This is a genomic window from Pseudomonas sp. TWR1-1-4 (assembly GCF_049897165.1).
GTDB lineage: Bacteria > Pseudomonadota > Gammaproteobacteria > Pseudomonadales > Pseudomonadaceae > Aquipseudomonas > Aquipseudomonas canadensis.
Genome location: NZ_JAFCVS010000008.1, coordinates 135,440 through 152,656 on the forward strand (window position 1 = coordinate 135,440; position 17,217 = coordinate 152,656).

The following is a 17,217-nucleotide window of genomic DNA, read 5'->3' on the forward strand; positions in this document are numbered from 1 at the left end:
GGTGAGGGGCTGCTTCGCAGCCCAGCGCGGGGCAAGCCCGCTCACCACAGGTCCTTCTGTAAATCTACAGGCTGATCTGCTTGCGCTCCTCATCCGTCAGCCGCGCCCGCGCCTGTTCACTCAGCGGCCCCGCGCCCAGTACCTGCACCGGGCTGTCGGGGTTGTAGCCGGAGGTTTTCTGCGCTGGCGCAGGTTCCTGTGGCAACGGCTCGCTGCCGAGGCTCAACACCTCAACCGTCATGATCGACGGCCGGCCCTGCTTGGACGCCGCCTGCTGGCTGCGCGCGGCGTCTTCCGCGGCCTGGGACGCCGCCGCCCCGGCCGCGCTGGCTGATGTCATGGCGTTGGTGTTGACCGCGGCAGACACCGGCACCCCGGACGACTTGCCCTGGCTCTGGATGTTCGCTGCGTTCACCACGCGCAAGGCGGCGATGTTGACGTTGCCCGACACACGAATGCCCGCCTCGCCCGCATCGATGGTGCCCAATGGCGCGATCAGGTCGATGTCTCCTGCCGGCACTTCCGGAATCGGGTTGAGCGTGGCGATCCCCGCACCGGTACTCGGCACCGACGGCGACAGGCCCACATTGCCCCAGTTGTCATAGACACGCTTGGGCGGCGTGTACACCACAGTGGTCTTGGAGCCGCGACCGGCGTTGATGTCACCCTCGCTGGTCCAGCCCATGATCGAACCACCGAAGGTGGTCATGATGCGGCTCTGGCCGAGCAGAATGCTGCCCATGGAATACAGCTGGATATCCCCCGCACCTTGAGTGATCACACCCGCCGTCGACGGTGGCGCCTCGCCTTCGATGCCGAAGGTCTGGCTGCCGCCTGGGGTAAGCATCTGGATCGAGCCACCGAAATTGGTGTGCACGCCCGAGCCGCCGAACAGTGTGATGTCGCCTTTGTAGGTAATCGGATTGCCGGCCACGTCCTTGTCGGGGAACAGCGCTGCAATGGCGGCGCGGCCACGCAGGTAGCTGCCCTGGCGCACGCTGCCGTCGGTGTTGTACTCGCGCCCTGCGGCCTTGAGTTCGGCAAAGTACAGGTTGCGGGCAAACACTCGTTGCTGCTCGGCGGGCAGCGCCGCGTAGTAGGCGCGTGCCTGCTCGGTATCGCCAACAAAACCGAAGCGCTCGGCGAGCCAGGTGACCAACTCGTTTTCGTACGTCTTGGCGACCTTATTGCCCTGAATCGACTCGCCAGGCTGCGCCAGGTTGGCGGGGTTCAGGTACGCCTCGACGAAGCGCAGGTAATCCGGCCCGTGGGGGCCGACGCCCGCCTGCATGACGATACTCGCCCCAGGACGGTTGTCCCCGGCCAACAGGGGCCCGAGGCTGGTCACGCTGGACTCGCCCAACGCCCCGGAACCGGTCAGGAGGATATTGCGCCCCGCCGACAGTTCCAGCAGGCCGGGGCCGGCGACCTGGAAGTTGCTGTACAGAATGTCGCGGCCGGCGGACACCACGGAGATGTCGTTGGGGGTGTTGTGAATGATCAGGTTGTCCTGGGGGAACATGGTTAAGCCAGCAGGCGAGCTCTGACCGAAGCGCCGACCGCTGCTGACGATATCCCGTCCCGCCATCATCCATACCGGCCCATTGCCCTCATACCAGGTCTGGCCTTCATGCAAGCTGCCCGCCGTTGTACCGAAGGTGATCACGCGGCCACTGCTGACACCGACCAAATCGCCGTCTATTGCGTAAAAACGCGCAGGCTCAGCATTGCCATCGGGTGACAGCCCAGCCGTACCCGGCCCGAATACAAACAACGGCTGGCTGCCCGAGTTGCCGTTGGCCGACAGGTTACTGGCCTTCACTGTGTTGCCGATGCGGCCCTGGTACGCCGGATGCCAAGGGGTCGCCATGGTGCTCTGGGCTGTCCCGGATTGGCTGACGGTCATGCCACCGGCGTAGATCGAATCCTGGGCCAGGAACTGCAATTGGCCGTTCTCGCCGGGCGCCAACAGCAGTGGGTAAGTGTAGTTGTCGTCGCCATTGGCCTGAGTCTCTGCCGCCTTACCGTAATACAGACTACCGCCGGCTGCCGTGGCCCTGACGATCGATGGATAGACCACCGCCAGGTCGGCCGTCGCGTCGGATCGACTGAAGGGCGTGAGGTTGCCGCCCAAGGAAAACAGGTCGATCGACGTGCCCTTGGTCCACAGTGTGAACCAACTGGTACCAGTGCCCTGTTCAGCCCCTTGAGCGAAGGGGGACAGGTGGGAGAGTACGACTCGCCCAGGGTCTTCGACGTTCTGCACCACCAGGTCACCCAGGGTCTGCAGATTGAACGTCGCATCACCCGGCACCAGGGTCATTCCACCGCGAGCAGCGCCGCGGGTCGCGACCAGTGGATCATAGGCACGGGTTTCGCCGGGGCTCTGGAACCTGGCGATACTGCCATACATCATGTCGACACTGCCCACGGTGGCGCTGCGAAATTGCACGTCACCTCGCAAGTTGACCAGTACACCATCACGATGGTCAGCGGTGCCGGCAACGCTGGCCGGGTTCAGTGCCCCTCCGATGCGCACGCGCAGGTCACCGCCACCGGTCAACTGCAAACTGCCATCGCTGGCGACCCGGCCCGTACTGCCCACAGCCAACACCAGGCCCTGGCTATGCGGGTTCGCCTCGACATGGCTGGCGCTGTAGCCCAGCGTGTTCAACACGCCGGCATCGCCGCCGACGTTGACATCCACGTTCCCGCCGCCAAGGGCACCGAAACCGGTGAAACCGAGCATCTTGTCCGCTGCCGTCGTTGCGGTGTAGCTGCCGAAATTGATCCACCAGGCCGTCGGCTGGGCTTGCCCGCCCGTCCCCACGTCGCTGCTGCCCTGGCGCCACAGCCAATTGCCGACGGCAGCGGAGTCCACCCCTGCATCCTTGGGGTTGGGTCGCGCGGGGCTCAACGCGGTGAGGCTGGTGATATGACCGGCCAGGTCCCCTCCGACATTCAGCGTCAGGTTGCCCCCTGCCTCCGGGTACCAGGCCCGATACAGGCTGGTAGGCGAGCCATTGACAAACTTTTCAAAGAAGCTGCCGGGGTCGCTCAGCACCGTTTTACTGGACGGGTCAGTGCCTGTCGGCGTCGCCTTGGGCAGGTTGTAAGGGTCGCCGGCAAAGGTACCGGTCGACGAGGTGCCGGCCGTGTAGACGCCGTACAACGAATCCATGCTCAGGTTGCCCGCACTCAACAATTCCAGGTCGCCGGTGCCGGTGCGGATGACGCTGAATCGCGTGCTGGAAGGTGTGGCGGCGTATTCCTTGTCCGCCTTCAGCAGGCAGAACTCAGGCGCACTGCCACACACCTCAGCCACAGTCGGGTAATCAATGCTTTGGAAAAACGCATCGGTCATCTCGGTATTGACGACCACAGTGACGCCTTGACTTGCCAACTGATCAACAGCGTATTGGGTGAATACATAGGTGACCTTGGGCTTGCAGTACTCCGGCGTTGCGGCACAGAAGTCCTCGATTGAACCCAGCTCGAAGCCATCGAGTACCGCCTGATCAATCGGGTCGCCTTCCTTGACGACCACACCGGCAAAGCCCATATCAATGACTGCCTGGGCGGTCCAGGTTTGTACGCCTTTGGCAGGTATTTCCTTGGCAAACATGCCGTAGTGGTTATCCGCCAAGTGAATGTCACCACTGCGCGGGTGGGCTTGCAGGATACGGCTGTCAGCCGCCTCGGTATCGGCGCCCGCTACCAGGCGCAACGACCACGATTGAGTGCCTTCGGCCAGCATCGGCGAGATCGCCCACACCTGGCCGGCGCCGCCGGAAACCCCGACGCGCAGTTGCACCGACGTCGCCCCGTTGGGCAACTTCACATCGGTGCCGGCGGGGATTAGCCCGCCTTTTGGCAAGGCCTTGGTGCCGCTGAGCAGTACGATGTTATTGCTCAGCGTTGCGCCGTGCACCGTGGGCAGCGGCACGCCTTTGGGCCAGATCATGGCTTGCAGGCGGGTGCCCTCGGTCAACAGCGTGCCGGCGCCCAGTTGCGTGCCCGCCACCAGGGTTTGCGCCTGGCTGAGCAAGGTGCCAGCGGCGAACAGCAGGTTGCCGCCAGCATCGCGCACATCCGCCGACAACACGCTACCGGCGGGCACCACCAGGTCCTGAGCCAATGTCGCGGCCACCGGCAAGCGCGTGCCGGCCGCCACGGTCAACCCTTTGATCGGCAGGTCGTAGTTAAGCGTGGCGCCGGCTGGGAAGGCGGTGCCATCGGCGAGGGTCACGCCATTGCCCGGCACCACGATATTTCCGCCACTGAAATCGACACCCGGCAACAGCACCCAGCCTTTGTCATCCTCGGACACCGGCGGCTTGGCGAAACCGTCGTTGATGCTGCCGTAGATATTCAGGTCGCCGCCGGCACGCAGGGTCAGGCTGCCGGACTCGCCGCTGCCATACACCGCGTTGTTCTTCTGGCTGGTGGGGTTGAGGCTGGCGTAGCGATAGCCGGACAGGTCCAGATCGCCTTGCACCACCAGGTCGCCGTCCGGGGTCTTGCTGACGATTTCCACGCCTGGGCGCAGGTGGAAGGCATCGGCATACGTGGCGTTGTTCAACCCGGCGAGTTTGTTTTGCAACAGATCGTTATTGAGCAGCGCGGCATTGATAAAAGCCTCGCTCAAGGCGTGCTTGCCATCCAGGTAGCCTTGGGTGATTTCCTGATACGGCCTGCCGCTGGCGGTCGGGTCGGTTTTCTCCGGGGCATCGTCGTAGGTGGCCATGCCGTTGAGGGTAATCGAGCGCGCGCCCTGAATAGTCAGGCGCCCGCTGGCGTCGATATTGATGTCATTGCTGCTGCCGTCCGGGTTGAACAACCGTGGCGCGTTCAGCTCCAGGGTGCCGCGATTGCGCCCATCGTTGCCGGTCGCGCCGTCGGTGCCGTGGCGCAGGTCGATGCGCACGCCATCGGCCAGGGTCAGTTGGCCGGTGCCGGAGCCCAATACCACCATGGCGCGGTTCGGCGCGTCGATGATCTTGCCGTAGCTGTCCACGCGCAGCTTGCTGCCATGGGCGTCGAGTACCGCCGTGCTGTCCAGGGTCAGGCCATTTTTGCCGGCCAGGTTAATGCTGCCGACCCGCTCGCCGCTGGCGTCCACCAGGCCATTGACGCGCAGGCTGCCGTTGTCCACCGACACGCTGATGGTGCCGGCCTTGAGCCCGTTGCCGATGGTCAGGTCACCCTGCTTGAGCTGGAAGCTGCGCGCGCCGAACACTTCGCCCTGGTTGAGGCGCTGGTTGAGCTCGGCGAACTGTTGGTCGAGGGCGCCGCTGCTGCCCAGGCGTTGCGCCTGGATTTCCACGGTGCCGGCCTGGTATGGCATTGAAGTGCCGCCGGCCAGGTAGTGGCCGCTGCTGCTGCCGAGGATTTTGCCTTGCAGGTCGACGATGCCACCGGCCGCGTCCGTTGCCACGGCACGCAGTTTGCCGGCCTGGTTGTTCTTCGCGGACAGGTCGATGGTCGACCCCGCCGCCTGCAGGATATTGCCGCTGCGGCTGTCCAACAGCACATCGCCGCCCCAACCGTATTGGGTCACGTCGTTGAAGGGAATGGCGCGACCGGCCACGTCGATCAACGCGTCATCGGTCAACACCACATCGCCACGCGCGCTGAGGCTGACTTTGCCGCTAGGCAACACCACCGCGCTGGCCAGCCGAATGCTGTCGCCGTGCAGGGACAGTTCGGCCCCCTGGCCACTGGCCGCACCACGCGGGCCGGCGGAGGCGCCGATGTCGATCGCACCGCCCGCCTTGATCACGTTCACCGAGCCGGCTTCACCGGTCATCAACGGCGTGCGGATAGTCAGGTTGCCGCCGCTGTACTGAAAGCCGCTGACCGGGTCGTAGGCGCCCTGGCTCTGGTACACCGACAGGCTGCCCTTATGGTTGGCCGTGATGCGCTCGCTGGCGTTCAGATTGACGTTGGCAAAGCCCAGGGCCAGGCGGTCGAAGCTTTTCACGTTGCTCGGCTGGCCAAAGGCGCCATAACCGAACTCGATCCGCTCGGCGTTGACATCCAGGCGCCCGCTGCCGGTGCCCGCGCCACCCGCTACCACCGCGCCCGGAGGCGTGATCGCGCCCAGCCAGATCAGGTTGGCGGTGTGGATCGTCGCCACGTCGTTGGCACCACCGGCACCGTACAGGGCCGGGGTGGACAGCATCAGGTTGCTCAGCAGCGATTTGCCGGTGAGCGGGTCATAAGTGTCGAGTACCGCATTGCCGTAGAAGTTGAACCCGTCGCGGGCCGAGAGCTGCAGGGTTTCCAAGGCAGGTGCGCCGAACTGCGTATCGCCACGCAGCAATCGATCAAGCAGCGCCTGGCTGAGCGTCAGCCCGGCCGGCAAGCGATTCGCCGCCGCCGCTGCGGCCAGGGCGTCGGCGCTGCCCAGGTTGATGGTGCTCACGCCCAGGTTCAGGTGACGGGTGCCGTAACGCACCTGGTCGCCGAGTTGAAAGGTGCTGTCGGTCAGGGCCACGATGCTGCCGTTGGAGTACAGCCCGGTCTGGCCACTGCACGCACCGCTGCTGCAGGCACCGATGTTGATCCCCTGGCTGATCACACTGCCCACCTTGGGCGCACTGATCACGTTGAGCAGGCCATTGGACACCGCCAGCATGTTGGCCACCTGGTAGATATAGCCGTCGCGGGCATCGTAGCTGGCATTACCGCGCCCCAGGGTATTGATCGAAGCACCCTGCTCCACGACGATGGAGCCGGTATCACTCACCAGGAACACTTCCGGCGCGGCAAGGGTTGCGCCATTACGCAAGATCACGTTGCTTTGGGCGCGGTTGACCCCGCCCGCCAAGTAAATGAAGTTCCCGGACTGGCCGTACTCCACAGCCGTCATCCCACCCACCATCAGCCGCGAAGCACCCAATGCATTCAGGCTATCGGCGTTGAAGGTGATGCCGGCGAACCCTGCTGTCGCCGCCTGTCCTGCGCCAACCACTTCGATCCCTTGCTGACTGCGGTCGATGACTGCCACCGTGCCGCCATACCCACCCGATGCCGCGCCAAAGCGCCCGATACCCTGGAACGAGAAGGCCTCGGCGCCGTCTCCCGGACGCAGGGCCAGTTTCAAGGTTTTCGCGTCGGCCTCCAGCATCGGCCGTGGCACGCCCAACCTGGCCGCATCGGCCCTGGCGAACTGGGCGTAACTGGTTTCGTTGTATTGGGAATAGCGCCGCAGGGTATCGGCCGAAGTCAGGATCAATTGGCTGGCCACGCTGTTGCTGATCCCGGTATGGGCAATCGAAAGGTGCCCGGCAGTGGCCCACGAACCGTTGCGCATCAAGGTGGTCGCGGTGCCGCTGCCCAGCCCGGCCAGGCCGTTGATTTCGACGCGGAAGGCGCCTGGCATCAACGCGTAGGTCGACGGCATCAGCGTGTACGTGCCCGCCGGCAACCCCGGCACACCGGCGCCGATGGTGATCTGCTGACCAACCAATGGCGTCACGGCCCCGCCCTCTCCTGCGACCGGCGCGGCGTCCGGCTGTATCCCCGGCACAATGGCATAGATCGGGTTGGTGGACAGTCCCGGCAGCACGAACCCGCCATTGGCGCCAAATTGCACCAACGGGCTGTAGCGCGCATCCGTAGAACCACCGCGCCCGGAAACAAAGCCGGCGCCCAACAGATCGCCTCCGCCGGACAAGTCCAGGGTGGCGTCCGGCAACACGCTGATCGACTTGCCACCCAGCACGACACCGACATTCAGGTCAACTTCACGGGAGGGCAGCCCTCCCTGACCGATAAATTTTACCGTTTTACCGTTGTACTTGTAGACCTGGCCGTCCAGCGTTCCGCCGTAGGGCAGCACCAGGCCCTTGCCACTCACCGAGGTCAGGCTGCCGGGCAGCAGTTGCACCACGCTGCTGCCCATGCTGCCGATGTCGATCAACCCCAAGGGCGCGCGTACCACGCCCCCTTGGCGCACGGTGGCCGCGCCCAGTTGCAGGCGGCCGAACGCCGAATACGGGATAGGCGCATCGGCACTGCCCACGCGGCCAATGGTCAGCGTACGCAAGGGATCGAAATCCAGGTCAAGGGAGGTGGTGGTCGACTGCCCAAGGTAGCCGGCGATGACGCGGGCACTGACTTCACTGGCCGGGTACAGCTGCGCGGCGCGCAAGGTCATATCGCCCTGGGTCAGCAACTGCGTGCTGACACCGGTAATGATGTCGTTCTCGGCTGCACCGGCGAGAAAACGCAGGTCGCCCTGGCTGGTCAGGTTGACCTGATCGAACCCGCGACGCTCAAGGCTGGCCTGGCTGTTATCTGCCCGGAACAGACTGCTACGGTTACCGAAGATGACATTGCCACGCACGTCGATCAGGCTGCCGGAGGCATTGAATTGCGCCTCGGTTGCCCGCTGGGACGGGGCCGGCAGCACCGGAATCGGTCGCACATAGAGGTCCTTGCCCGTCTCTTCAGGCGCGAGGAACCCCGCCAGCAGCAAATACGGTGCCGACAGATTGATGCGCGAGTTGCCCGCTGCGGTTTCGCTGAGGCCGTAACCACGGCTATACAGGCGCAGGCTCTGGCCCATGTTCAAAGTCAGGTCGCCATCAACGCTCAACAGGCCGTTGCTCATCAGCGCCAGGTTATCGAAACCGCCCGCGCTGACTTGATCCACACCCAACCGACCATGCCCGTACTCCAGACTGGCGGCCGCATCTTCCGCGGTGCCGGCCAGCGCCGTCGGCTGATACACCTGACCCAACACCAGCTCACGCACCTTGAGGACGCGGTCAGTGACGGACGCCTTCTGGTAATACGGGGTGTCCAACGCCACATTGAGACTGCCGCCCGCCGCCCCGGCGCCACCGGCCCTGGCGACAAAACTGCCATCCAGGTACAGGCCATTATTCGACGCCAGCGTAATACTGCCGCCATTGCTGGCCGCTTGCACGGCGCCCTGCCCCGCCACGTTTATCAGGGCTTGGGTGCCGGATGCCTCCAGGCGTGCGCCGTTACGCACCACCACGAACAAGTCACTGGCCTTGGCCAGGCCGGTGTTGAGGTCGAACGTGCCGCCAATGTTGATGCTGCCGCCGTCACGCACCAGGCCATAAGTACGCCCACGGTTGTCCACCGCCGTCGCCGCCCGAGCCGCGACGTCGATCACCGCCTGCTCGCCGACCCAGATCGAGCGGCCATGGCCGATGGCATTCACGGCTTCAGAAGCACCCGTCGTCAAGCCGCCCAGGCTGACACTGCCGCCCCAGGCGTTGAGCGTGCCGTCCAGCGTCAATTGGCCGACGCTGCGCAAGTTGATCGCCTGGCCGGGGTCCACATTGATGACCGCGCCTTGGCCCACAGTGAGCGCCGTGGTCGCCAGTTGCGCGGCGGTGGAATTGACATGGCCGGCGGTAAGGCTCAAGCCGGCGCCACGGCGTTGGGTCAGCACACCTTTGGTGGCGTCTTCCTGATACAGCGGCGGCGTCCAGCGTTCCAGCGCGGTGGCTGGATCGCTACCGGTTGGCATACCTGAAGCTTGAGCACCTAATCGGTAAACCGGCAGGCTGACATCGACCTGAGTACCGTCCGTGACGATCAGCCCTTCATTACCGGTGATGTCGTAGGCCGAGAAGCCCTTGTTGAAGAAATCACCGGCCAGTTTCAGGGTGTCGCTGCCCACTGCATTGGCGCTTTCGCCGATCTGTACCTTATGCGCCTGCAACGCCAGGGTGCCGCCGCCGTTGACGCCGTAGCCGCGAATATCACCCTCCAGGGCCAGCTCACCGAGGGCGCCCAGGGTCACATTGCCGCCCTTGCCGCCAGTGAGTTTGCCATCCACGCCGAGGGTGGCACCGGAAGACGCATCCACCACACTGCCGGCGGCCAGGTTCACGTTGCTGGAACTGCGCAACGACACCTTGCCACCGTTCACGTAGGCCACACCCGCGCTGGCGACCGGGTCCAGCGCCAGGTTGTTCCAGCGGCCACTGGTGTCCAGCTTGACGCCAGCAGCGACGTTCACACTCGAACCACCGGCCAGGATCGTATCCGCCACCGCACCGGCCTTGAGCGGATCGACCTGGCTGAGAATGTTGCCGGCGCTGATACTGCCGCCGTGGGCCGTGAGGTTGGCATCGATCTGCACACCCGGCCCGAACAAGGTGATGTCGCCACCGTCCGCCACACTGAGCGCGCCATTGACGGTCACCTGCTGCTTGGCAGCGACCTTGACCGCGCCCAGCTGATAGCCATTGAGCTGATCGCTGTCGAGCAGGATCTTGCCCTGGCGATCGAGCGGCAGCACGGTGCCTAGGTCCAGGCCTTCGGCGATTTTCTGGGTGTTGCTGTCGATCAGTACCTGGTCGGAGGTACCACTGAGGGCATAGCGCAGCGTGCCGGTGGTTTTGTTGTAGATCGGAATGTATTGGCCAATGATCAGTTGCGCACGCTGGGCCCTGGCTTTCTGGGATTGCTGGTAGCCGTCGAGATTGATGTTGGGTGCCTGGGTCTGGCGGTCCCCCTGGAACACATCACTGATCACCTGGCCTTCCAACACTGCGCTGGCGGTGCCGACGACCAGCTTGCCGGCATCGCGGCCCACGGTGTAACCGGCTTCGTAACGACGCTGGGGAGCGATCAGCGGGTTGTAGTAATACTCGGTCTGGCCCCAGCGCGCGCTGTTGTCTTCATAGCCCTTGTAGAAACCGGAGTAGAGAATGTCCCCCGGCGCTTTCGACAGCTCATACAAACGGCCATTCGGGCCTTTGAGCCAGGTCTGCTGGATGTAACCGGCCTGCACATCCACGGTGCCGCCCGACAGGTTGATCTGCGCGCCCTGTTGGGTCACCACCTCCTTGCCGGTAAAGGTCACGGTGCCGCCCTGGGCCATCCACTCGCCCACCGAGTGGCCCTGGGTGCCGAGGTAACCGCCCACTTCCAGCAAGCCCCCGGCGGTGTACCAGCGATCGGTGGCGTAGCCGTTGGTGCCGGCCGGTACAAACACCAGCTCGCGCAGGTCGACCCACACGTCATTGTTGATCAGTTGCCCGCCGTCGCGGTTGACCGGCGCATCGCGCTGCTCGTTGCCCTGCACGTTGATCTTGATGTTGTTGGCTTCCATCGCCACCTTGACGCCGATGGCACCCGACACGTCGATCATCGCACCATCACGCACCAGGCTGCGCTGGCCGGCGCTGACCGCTACCTGGCCGCCGGTAGCCAACGTGATCGAACCTTTTTGGAAGTCCACGGTGCCGCCGCTGACAATCTCGATGCGCGACTGATCGGTGCGGTCAACCACGGCGCTGAGGTTGTTGAACTGCCCGGTGATCAGGTTGGCAGGCGTGCCGTCGAGCTTGATCAGGCCGTTGTCTTTCTGGCTGTTGAGCGCCGTGCTGCCGCTGGCGTCGAGCAGGATCGCGGTGGTGCTGCCCTCGCCCAGGGTCACGCTGCCGTTGGTGTCGCTGGCGGCGTTGAGCAAGTGAATCGTGCCGCGTGTATCGACCGAGGTGCTGGCCAGGGCCACGCCATTTTGCTGCACCTGGTGACCGGTCAGGGTGATGTCGCCAGTGGAGGCCATGATCAGGCCGCTGTTGGTGACTTTACCGGCGGTGCTGCCAGCCTTGAGGCTGGTCGCCACCTCATTGCCACGCGTAGTGGAACGGTCGTTGCCCGCTGTGCCGGCCCCTTTGCGAATGTAAAAGCTGTCGCCGGCCGCCAGGGTGGTCTGGCCCTTGGCGGTGATGATGGTCCCGGCGTTTTCCACCTCGCTGCCCAGCAGCAAGGCATAGCCGCCTGAGTCCGTGGAAGTGGCGGCAGTGCGTGTCTGGATCAGCGCGCCGCGCTGTACTTCCACCTTGCCCGCCGCGTCGGTGAACGTGGGTTGGGTGCCATTGGTGTCGACATACAAGCCGCGCTGGGTGAACTGGTCATCCGTGATAGTCGCGGCCGCCGCCACCAGGTTACGCACGTTGACCTGGCTGGTGCCGCTGAAGACCACACCGTTACGGTTCATGATCATCACCGTGCCGGCGCCGTTGATCTGGCCCTGAATTTCGCTGGGGCGCGCATTGGGGTCATTGACGCGATTGAGCACGGCCCAGCTGGACTGCTGCTGGAAGTCGACAGTGGTATTGCGCCCGACGTTGAAGGTTTCCCAGTTGAGGATCGCCTTGTCGGCGGTCTGCTCGATGGTCACCGTGGTCTTGCCGCCAGATTGGCTCTGGGTGGGCCCCTTGGCGTTGGTCCAGCCCTGGCTCAGGCTGTTATCGACCTGCAGGCCGCCCTTGCCCAAGCCATCGGGGATGTTCGAGACCTGGCCGAACGCCGCCTGACGCCCCGCCGCTTGCGCCGCCTGCTGGGCCGCAATCGCCGCGACACTGGTGTTCAACGTGCTGATGGAACGCGCCAACTGCTGCTTGACCTGTGCCTGCTGGTTCAGCGAAGGAATCCCCGGGACCTGGCCGGCACCGGTGCGCGCTGCCGTGCTCGCCTGGGACGCGCCCTTGTCGGCAAACCAGCCGGAACTGAACGCCGTGGCCGCTTGGGCATTACCGGCCACCATCAACAAGGCAATGGCCTGGGCCAAAGGCTTGAGGCGCAGGACTGTCACTGGGGCTTTGAGGTTAACCGGTGATTTGCAGCGAACCATCTGGAATCTTCCTTCTTTGTTATCGCGCTGGGGCCAAGACAGGCTCACGTATGAGGGTTAGGCGGTTGGCGAGGCGCGGGACTGAACTTCTGTCACGCAAAGTTCATGCAGGGCTGTTAACGCAAAAAAATCAGCAACGGCACAGGCCGTTGCTGATCGGTGTTGCAGGTCGTTGAAGCGAGGGTTACAGCGGACGACCAATGGCGTTGCAGACGCTGGTGTTGCCGATGCCTTGAGCGTTGGAAGCGGTGGCGAAGGTGTCACGCACGGCTTTTTTCCAGTTGGCTGGCAGCGGTACGAAGCGGTTGTTGCTGATGGCGGTGTCGTTGTTACCGAAAGCACCGTAGTGACGGGCGAAGAAGCCGCGCACTTGGGTGGTCTGGGTAGCGTCGGCGTAGCACTGGCTGAAGATCAGGTTAGTGAAGCCCAGGATCGGGTAGCCGCTGGATGGGTAAGCGAAGGTGGTTGGACCGCTTGCAGTGGCGGCAAATACCGGCACCCAGTTGTCCGGGTTGGTCGCGTCGATGAACGAGCCATCCGCACGGGCTTCGGTTGGCGCTGGAACCAGGCCGATCGCAGCCGATACGTTGGCAGGTGCTGGGGAAACACCGCCAACCTTGGCCACTTTGGTGGCGTCATCCAGACCGGCCAGGGTGGGCGCAGCGTAATCCGGGCTCATGTAGGTGATACGGCCTTCAACGGCGTTCAGTGCATCCATCACGCCCTGGCTGCCAGTGGCGGCCACAGCCGTCGACGGCAGACCACCGCCGTAGCTCGAGGAGAAGGTGGTAGTCACTGCGAAAGGCTTGGCTTCGGTGCATTTGGCATTCAGGAAGCGCGTGAACAGCTCAGTGGTGCCGCTGGACTCGCTGCGGTACACCAGGGCGATCGTGCCAGTGCGGCCGGAGTTGGTGATCTGGTTCCAGTTGGTCAAACGACCGGAGAACACGCCGCACAGTTGGTCAACGCTCAGGTCAACCGCGTTGGTGCCGGCCTTGTTGAACGGAATGGCAACCGAAGTGGCTACCGAAGGCACTTGGATCAGTTTGCCCCAGGCCGGTTGCTTGGCAGAAGCATAGGTCGACAGCTCAGTAGCGGTCAGCTTCGAGTCGCTGCCAGCCCAGTGCACGTTCTTGTTAGTCACGCCAGCCACGAACTTGGTGTAATCGTTGGTCAGGAATGCAGCCTTGCCGTTGCCGCTGCCCACGCCGATGTACGGAGCGAAGCCAGTGGTGAGTACACCAGCGGTTTGATACAGCGGCTGTGGCAGGGTTGCGCCGCCGCCGTTGATGTCAGCCATTGCAGCCTGGGCCGAGCACAGTGCGGCGAGGGTCACGGATACCGCGAGAACGTTGCGCTTAAACATGAAGAATCTCCTTTCGTCGTGTTTGTACGTTTGGGGTAGAGGGCTCTTGCATGACGCCATGGCTTCTGCCCCAAGCCCTTTTGCGGGGGTGGCCAGGGGTTAAAACCATGGGAGAGAAAGTCGCAGTTTCCGATGACGGTTATGGGAAAAAACCTCGGGAGGAACACCTTGATTTCTAAAAAGATTCTCGGGTGTTTTGGTCACGGTTTTGAGCGGTTTCGGCGCAGGTGACAGCGAGGTTTCAGCAGCCATGGCTGGAGGCCGCACAGGGTGTGAAAATATGACGCAATAAGGAACCCGAGGTCGGTCGGGTGAGCTAGGTGACCAGTTGATTTATTTCAATGATCGGCAACAGCACCGCCATGACAATCACCAGCACCACCGCGCCCATCACCACGATCATCAGCGGCTCCAGCAACGCGGTCATGCCCATGGCGCGGCGTTCGATATCCCGCGATAAAGTCTGCGCCGCACGCTCGAGCATCGGCGGCAGCGAGCCGGTTTTTTCGCCGCTGGCGATCAGGTGGATCAACACCGGCGGGAACACCTTCTCCACCGCCAACGCCGGGGCCAGGTTGACGCCCTCGCGCACCTTGGCGGTGGCGTCGTTGACGCACTGGCTCAGGCGATCATTGGACAGGGTCTGCCGCGCCGCTTCCAGGGCGCGCAACAGCGGCACCCCGGCACCGCCGAGAATCGCCAGGGTCGAGGCAAACCGCGCGGTGTTCAGGCCCAGCACAAAACGCCCGATCAGCGGCAGGCGCAACACTCGGCTATGCCAACTCAAACGCGCCACCGGGTTGCGCAAATACAGGCGCCAGCTCCAGAAACCGCCGACGATCCCGGCAAAACACAGCCAGCCCCAGGCGCGGATAAAGTCACTGGCGTTGAGCATCGCCAACGTCAGCCCCGGCAGATCCTGGCGCGCCTGGGAAAACGCACTGACCACCTGCGGCACCACGTAGCTCAGCAGGAAAATCACAATACCAATGGACACCAGCCCCACCACGCCAGGATAGATAAACGCAGTAAGGATCTTGCCACGCAGGTTGTTGCGCTCCTCGATGTAGTCAGCCAGGCGCTCCATCACTTGGGCCAGGTCGCCGGACTCCTCCCCCGCCGCGATCAACGCGCGATAAATCGACGGAAAATCCCGTGGCCGCGCCGCCAACGCGTCCGCCAGGCGCATGCCGCCGCGTACGTCGGCGCGCACAGCGGCCAGGGTCTGGGCAATGTGTTTTTTCTCGGCCTGCTCCACCGTGGCATTCAAGGCCGCTTCCAACGGCAGGCTGGCGCCCAACAGGCTCGCCAGTTGCCGCGTGGCCCAGGCCAGGTCGTTGTCCGACAGTTTGGCGGTGAACAGGCTGCTGCCCGCCGCTGTTTGCTGATTGCCTTCGATCTGCACCAGCAGTGCGGTCAAGCCCCGGCTGCGCAGGCTGGCAAATGCCGCGCTCTGGCTATCGGCCTCCACATGCCCGGCCTCGACTTTGCCGCTGGCATCGGCGGCTTCATAGCGATAGCGATTCATCAGGCGTCCCGTGTCACACGCAGGATTTCTTCAGGTGCAGTGGCGCCGCTGCGCACCCAGCGCTCGCCGTCTTCACGCATGCTGAACATCCCGGCACGGCGCGCGGCCAGGCGCAGGTCCTGCTCGTTGGCGCCCTGATGGATCAAACTGCGTACATCGTCATCGACGCAAAACAACTCATGGATACCCGTACGACCGCTGTAGCCGATCTGATTACACTGCGCACACCCGACCGGGCGCCACGTGCCAGGCGCAGCCGGGTCCTCCTGCTTGCAGTGCGGGCACAGGCGGCGCACCAGACGCTGGGCCAACACGCCGAGTAACGACGAGGCCAGCAGGAACGGTTCGACGCCCATATCGATCAGGCGGTTGACCGCCGACACTGCATCGTTGGTGTGCAAGGTTGCCAGCACCAGGTGACCGGTGAGCGAGGCCTGTACGGCGATTTGTGCGGTCTCCAGGTCACGGATTTCACCGATCATGATGATGTCCGGGTCCTGGCGCAAGATCGCCCGCAGCGCCAGGCCGAAGGTCATGTCGATCTTGGCGTTGACCTGGATCTGGCTGATGCCCGGCAGGTCGTATTCCACCGGGTCTTCTACGGTGAGGATATTGCTGGTACTCGCGTCCAGCCGCGCCAAGGCCGCATACAGGCTGGTGGTCTTGCCGCTGCCGGTGGGGCCGGTGACCAGCACGATGCCGTGGGGTTGGCGGATCAGCGTATCCAGGCGTGCCAGCAATTGCGGCTCCATGCCCAGGGTCTCCAACTGCAAGCGCCCGGCTTGTTTGTCCAGCAGGCGCATGACGACTCTTTCGCCATGGCCGGTGGGCACCGTGGACACGCGAATGTCGATGGGCCGCCCGGCTACGCGCAGGGCGATACGGCCATCCTGGGGCAGGCGTTTTTCGGCGATATCGAGTTGGGCCATGATTTTGATCCGCGAGACCAGCGCGCCGTGCAACGCTTTGCGGGGTGAGACCACGTCACGCAGGGTGCCGTCGACGCGGTAGCGCACGACGGAGTGGGTTTCGTAGGGTTCGATGTGGATGTCGCTGGCTTCGTCGCGGGCGGCTTGGGTCAGCAAGGCGTTGATCATGCGGATTACCGGGGCGCCGTCCTGGGTGTCGAGCAGGTCGGTGACTTCGGGCATGTCTTGCATGAGGCGGTCGAGGTCGACCTCGTTTTCGGCGGCGCCCACTACAGCGGCGGCGCTGCCGGTGTCGGCGTAGGCGCTGGTGAGCAGGCCGTCGAGTTCGTCGTCGCGGACCTGTTCGAGGTGGGTTTGGCCGAATTGGCGGTGGACTTCGCTGATGGACCAGCCGGGGGTTGAGGGGCACACGGTTAGTAGCATGCCCTCGGCGCTGGGGCGCAGGAGGAGGCGTTGGGATTTGGCCCAGGCGTACGGGAGTAGGCTCATTGGGTTGGACCTGTTTTTAGGTGTACATATCCGTTTTTTGGGTAACGGCGACTATTGGTTCCGCCCTTACGGCGGCTCACTTTTGAAAAGCGCAAAAGTAAGCAAAACGCTCTTGCCCCAACACTCGGCACCTCGCCTAGGCTCGGTGTGCCCGTAATCCGACAATGATTTGGGGGGCCGCCGCCACGCGCCATCCATGGCGCGGGGCGGCTAAACCGGCATCCCTGCCGGTTTACCCCCCAAATCCCTGTCGAATTCCGGCCAGCGT

The 17,217-nt window shown here is 64.0% G+C and carries 4 protein-coding genes; all 4 read right to left on the bottom strand.

Annotated features, from left to right (window positions below):
- Positions 1-64: 64 nt before the first annotated feature.
- Positions 65-12,637: a filamentous haemagglutinin family protein gene (locus tag ACP7C6_RS25175; RefSeq protein WP_426109373.1), complete on the bottom strand. Its 12,573-nt coding sequence runs from the start codon at positions 12,635-12,637 to the stop codon at positions 65-67.
- 184 nt (positions 12,638-12,821) lie between these two features.
- Complete coding sequence (locus tag ACP7C6_RS25180) at positions 12,822-14,003, bottom strand: substrate-binding domain-containing protein (protein WP_426109374.1); 1,182 nt, start codon at positions 14,001-14,003, stop codon at positions 12,822-12,824.
- A 316-nt stretch (positions 14,004-14,319) separates the two neighbouring features.
- Entirely contained in the window at positions 14,320-15,531 is a 1,212-nt protein-coding gene (gspF, locus tag ACP7C6_RS25185) for a type II secretion system inner membrane protein GspF (RefSeq protein WP_426109375.1), read from the bottom strand.
- On the bottom strand, positions 15,531-16,949 hold the full coding sequence (gene gspE, locus ACP7C6_RS25190) for a type II secretion system ATPase GspE (RefSeq protein WP_068936209.1): 1,419 nt from the start codon (positions 16,947-16,949) through the stop codon (positions 15,531-15,533). The genes gspF and gspE overlap by 1 nt, the downstream gene beginning before the upstream one ends.
- Positions 16,950-17,217: the final 268 nt, after the last annotated feature.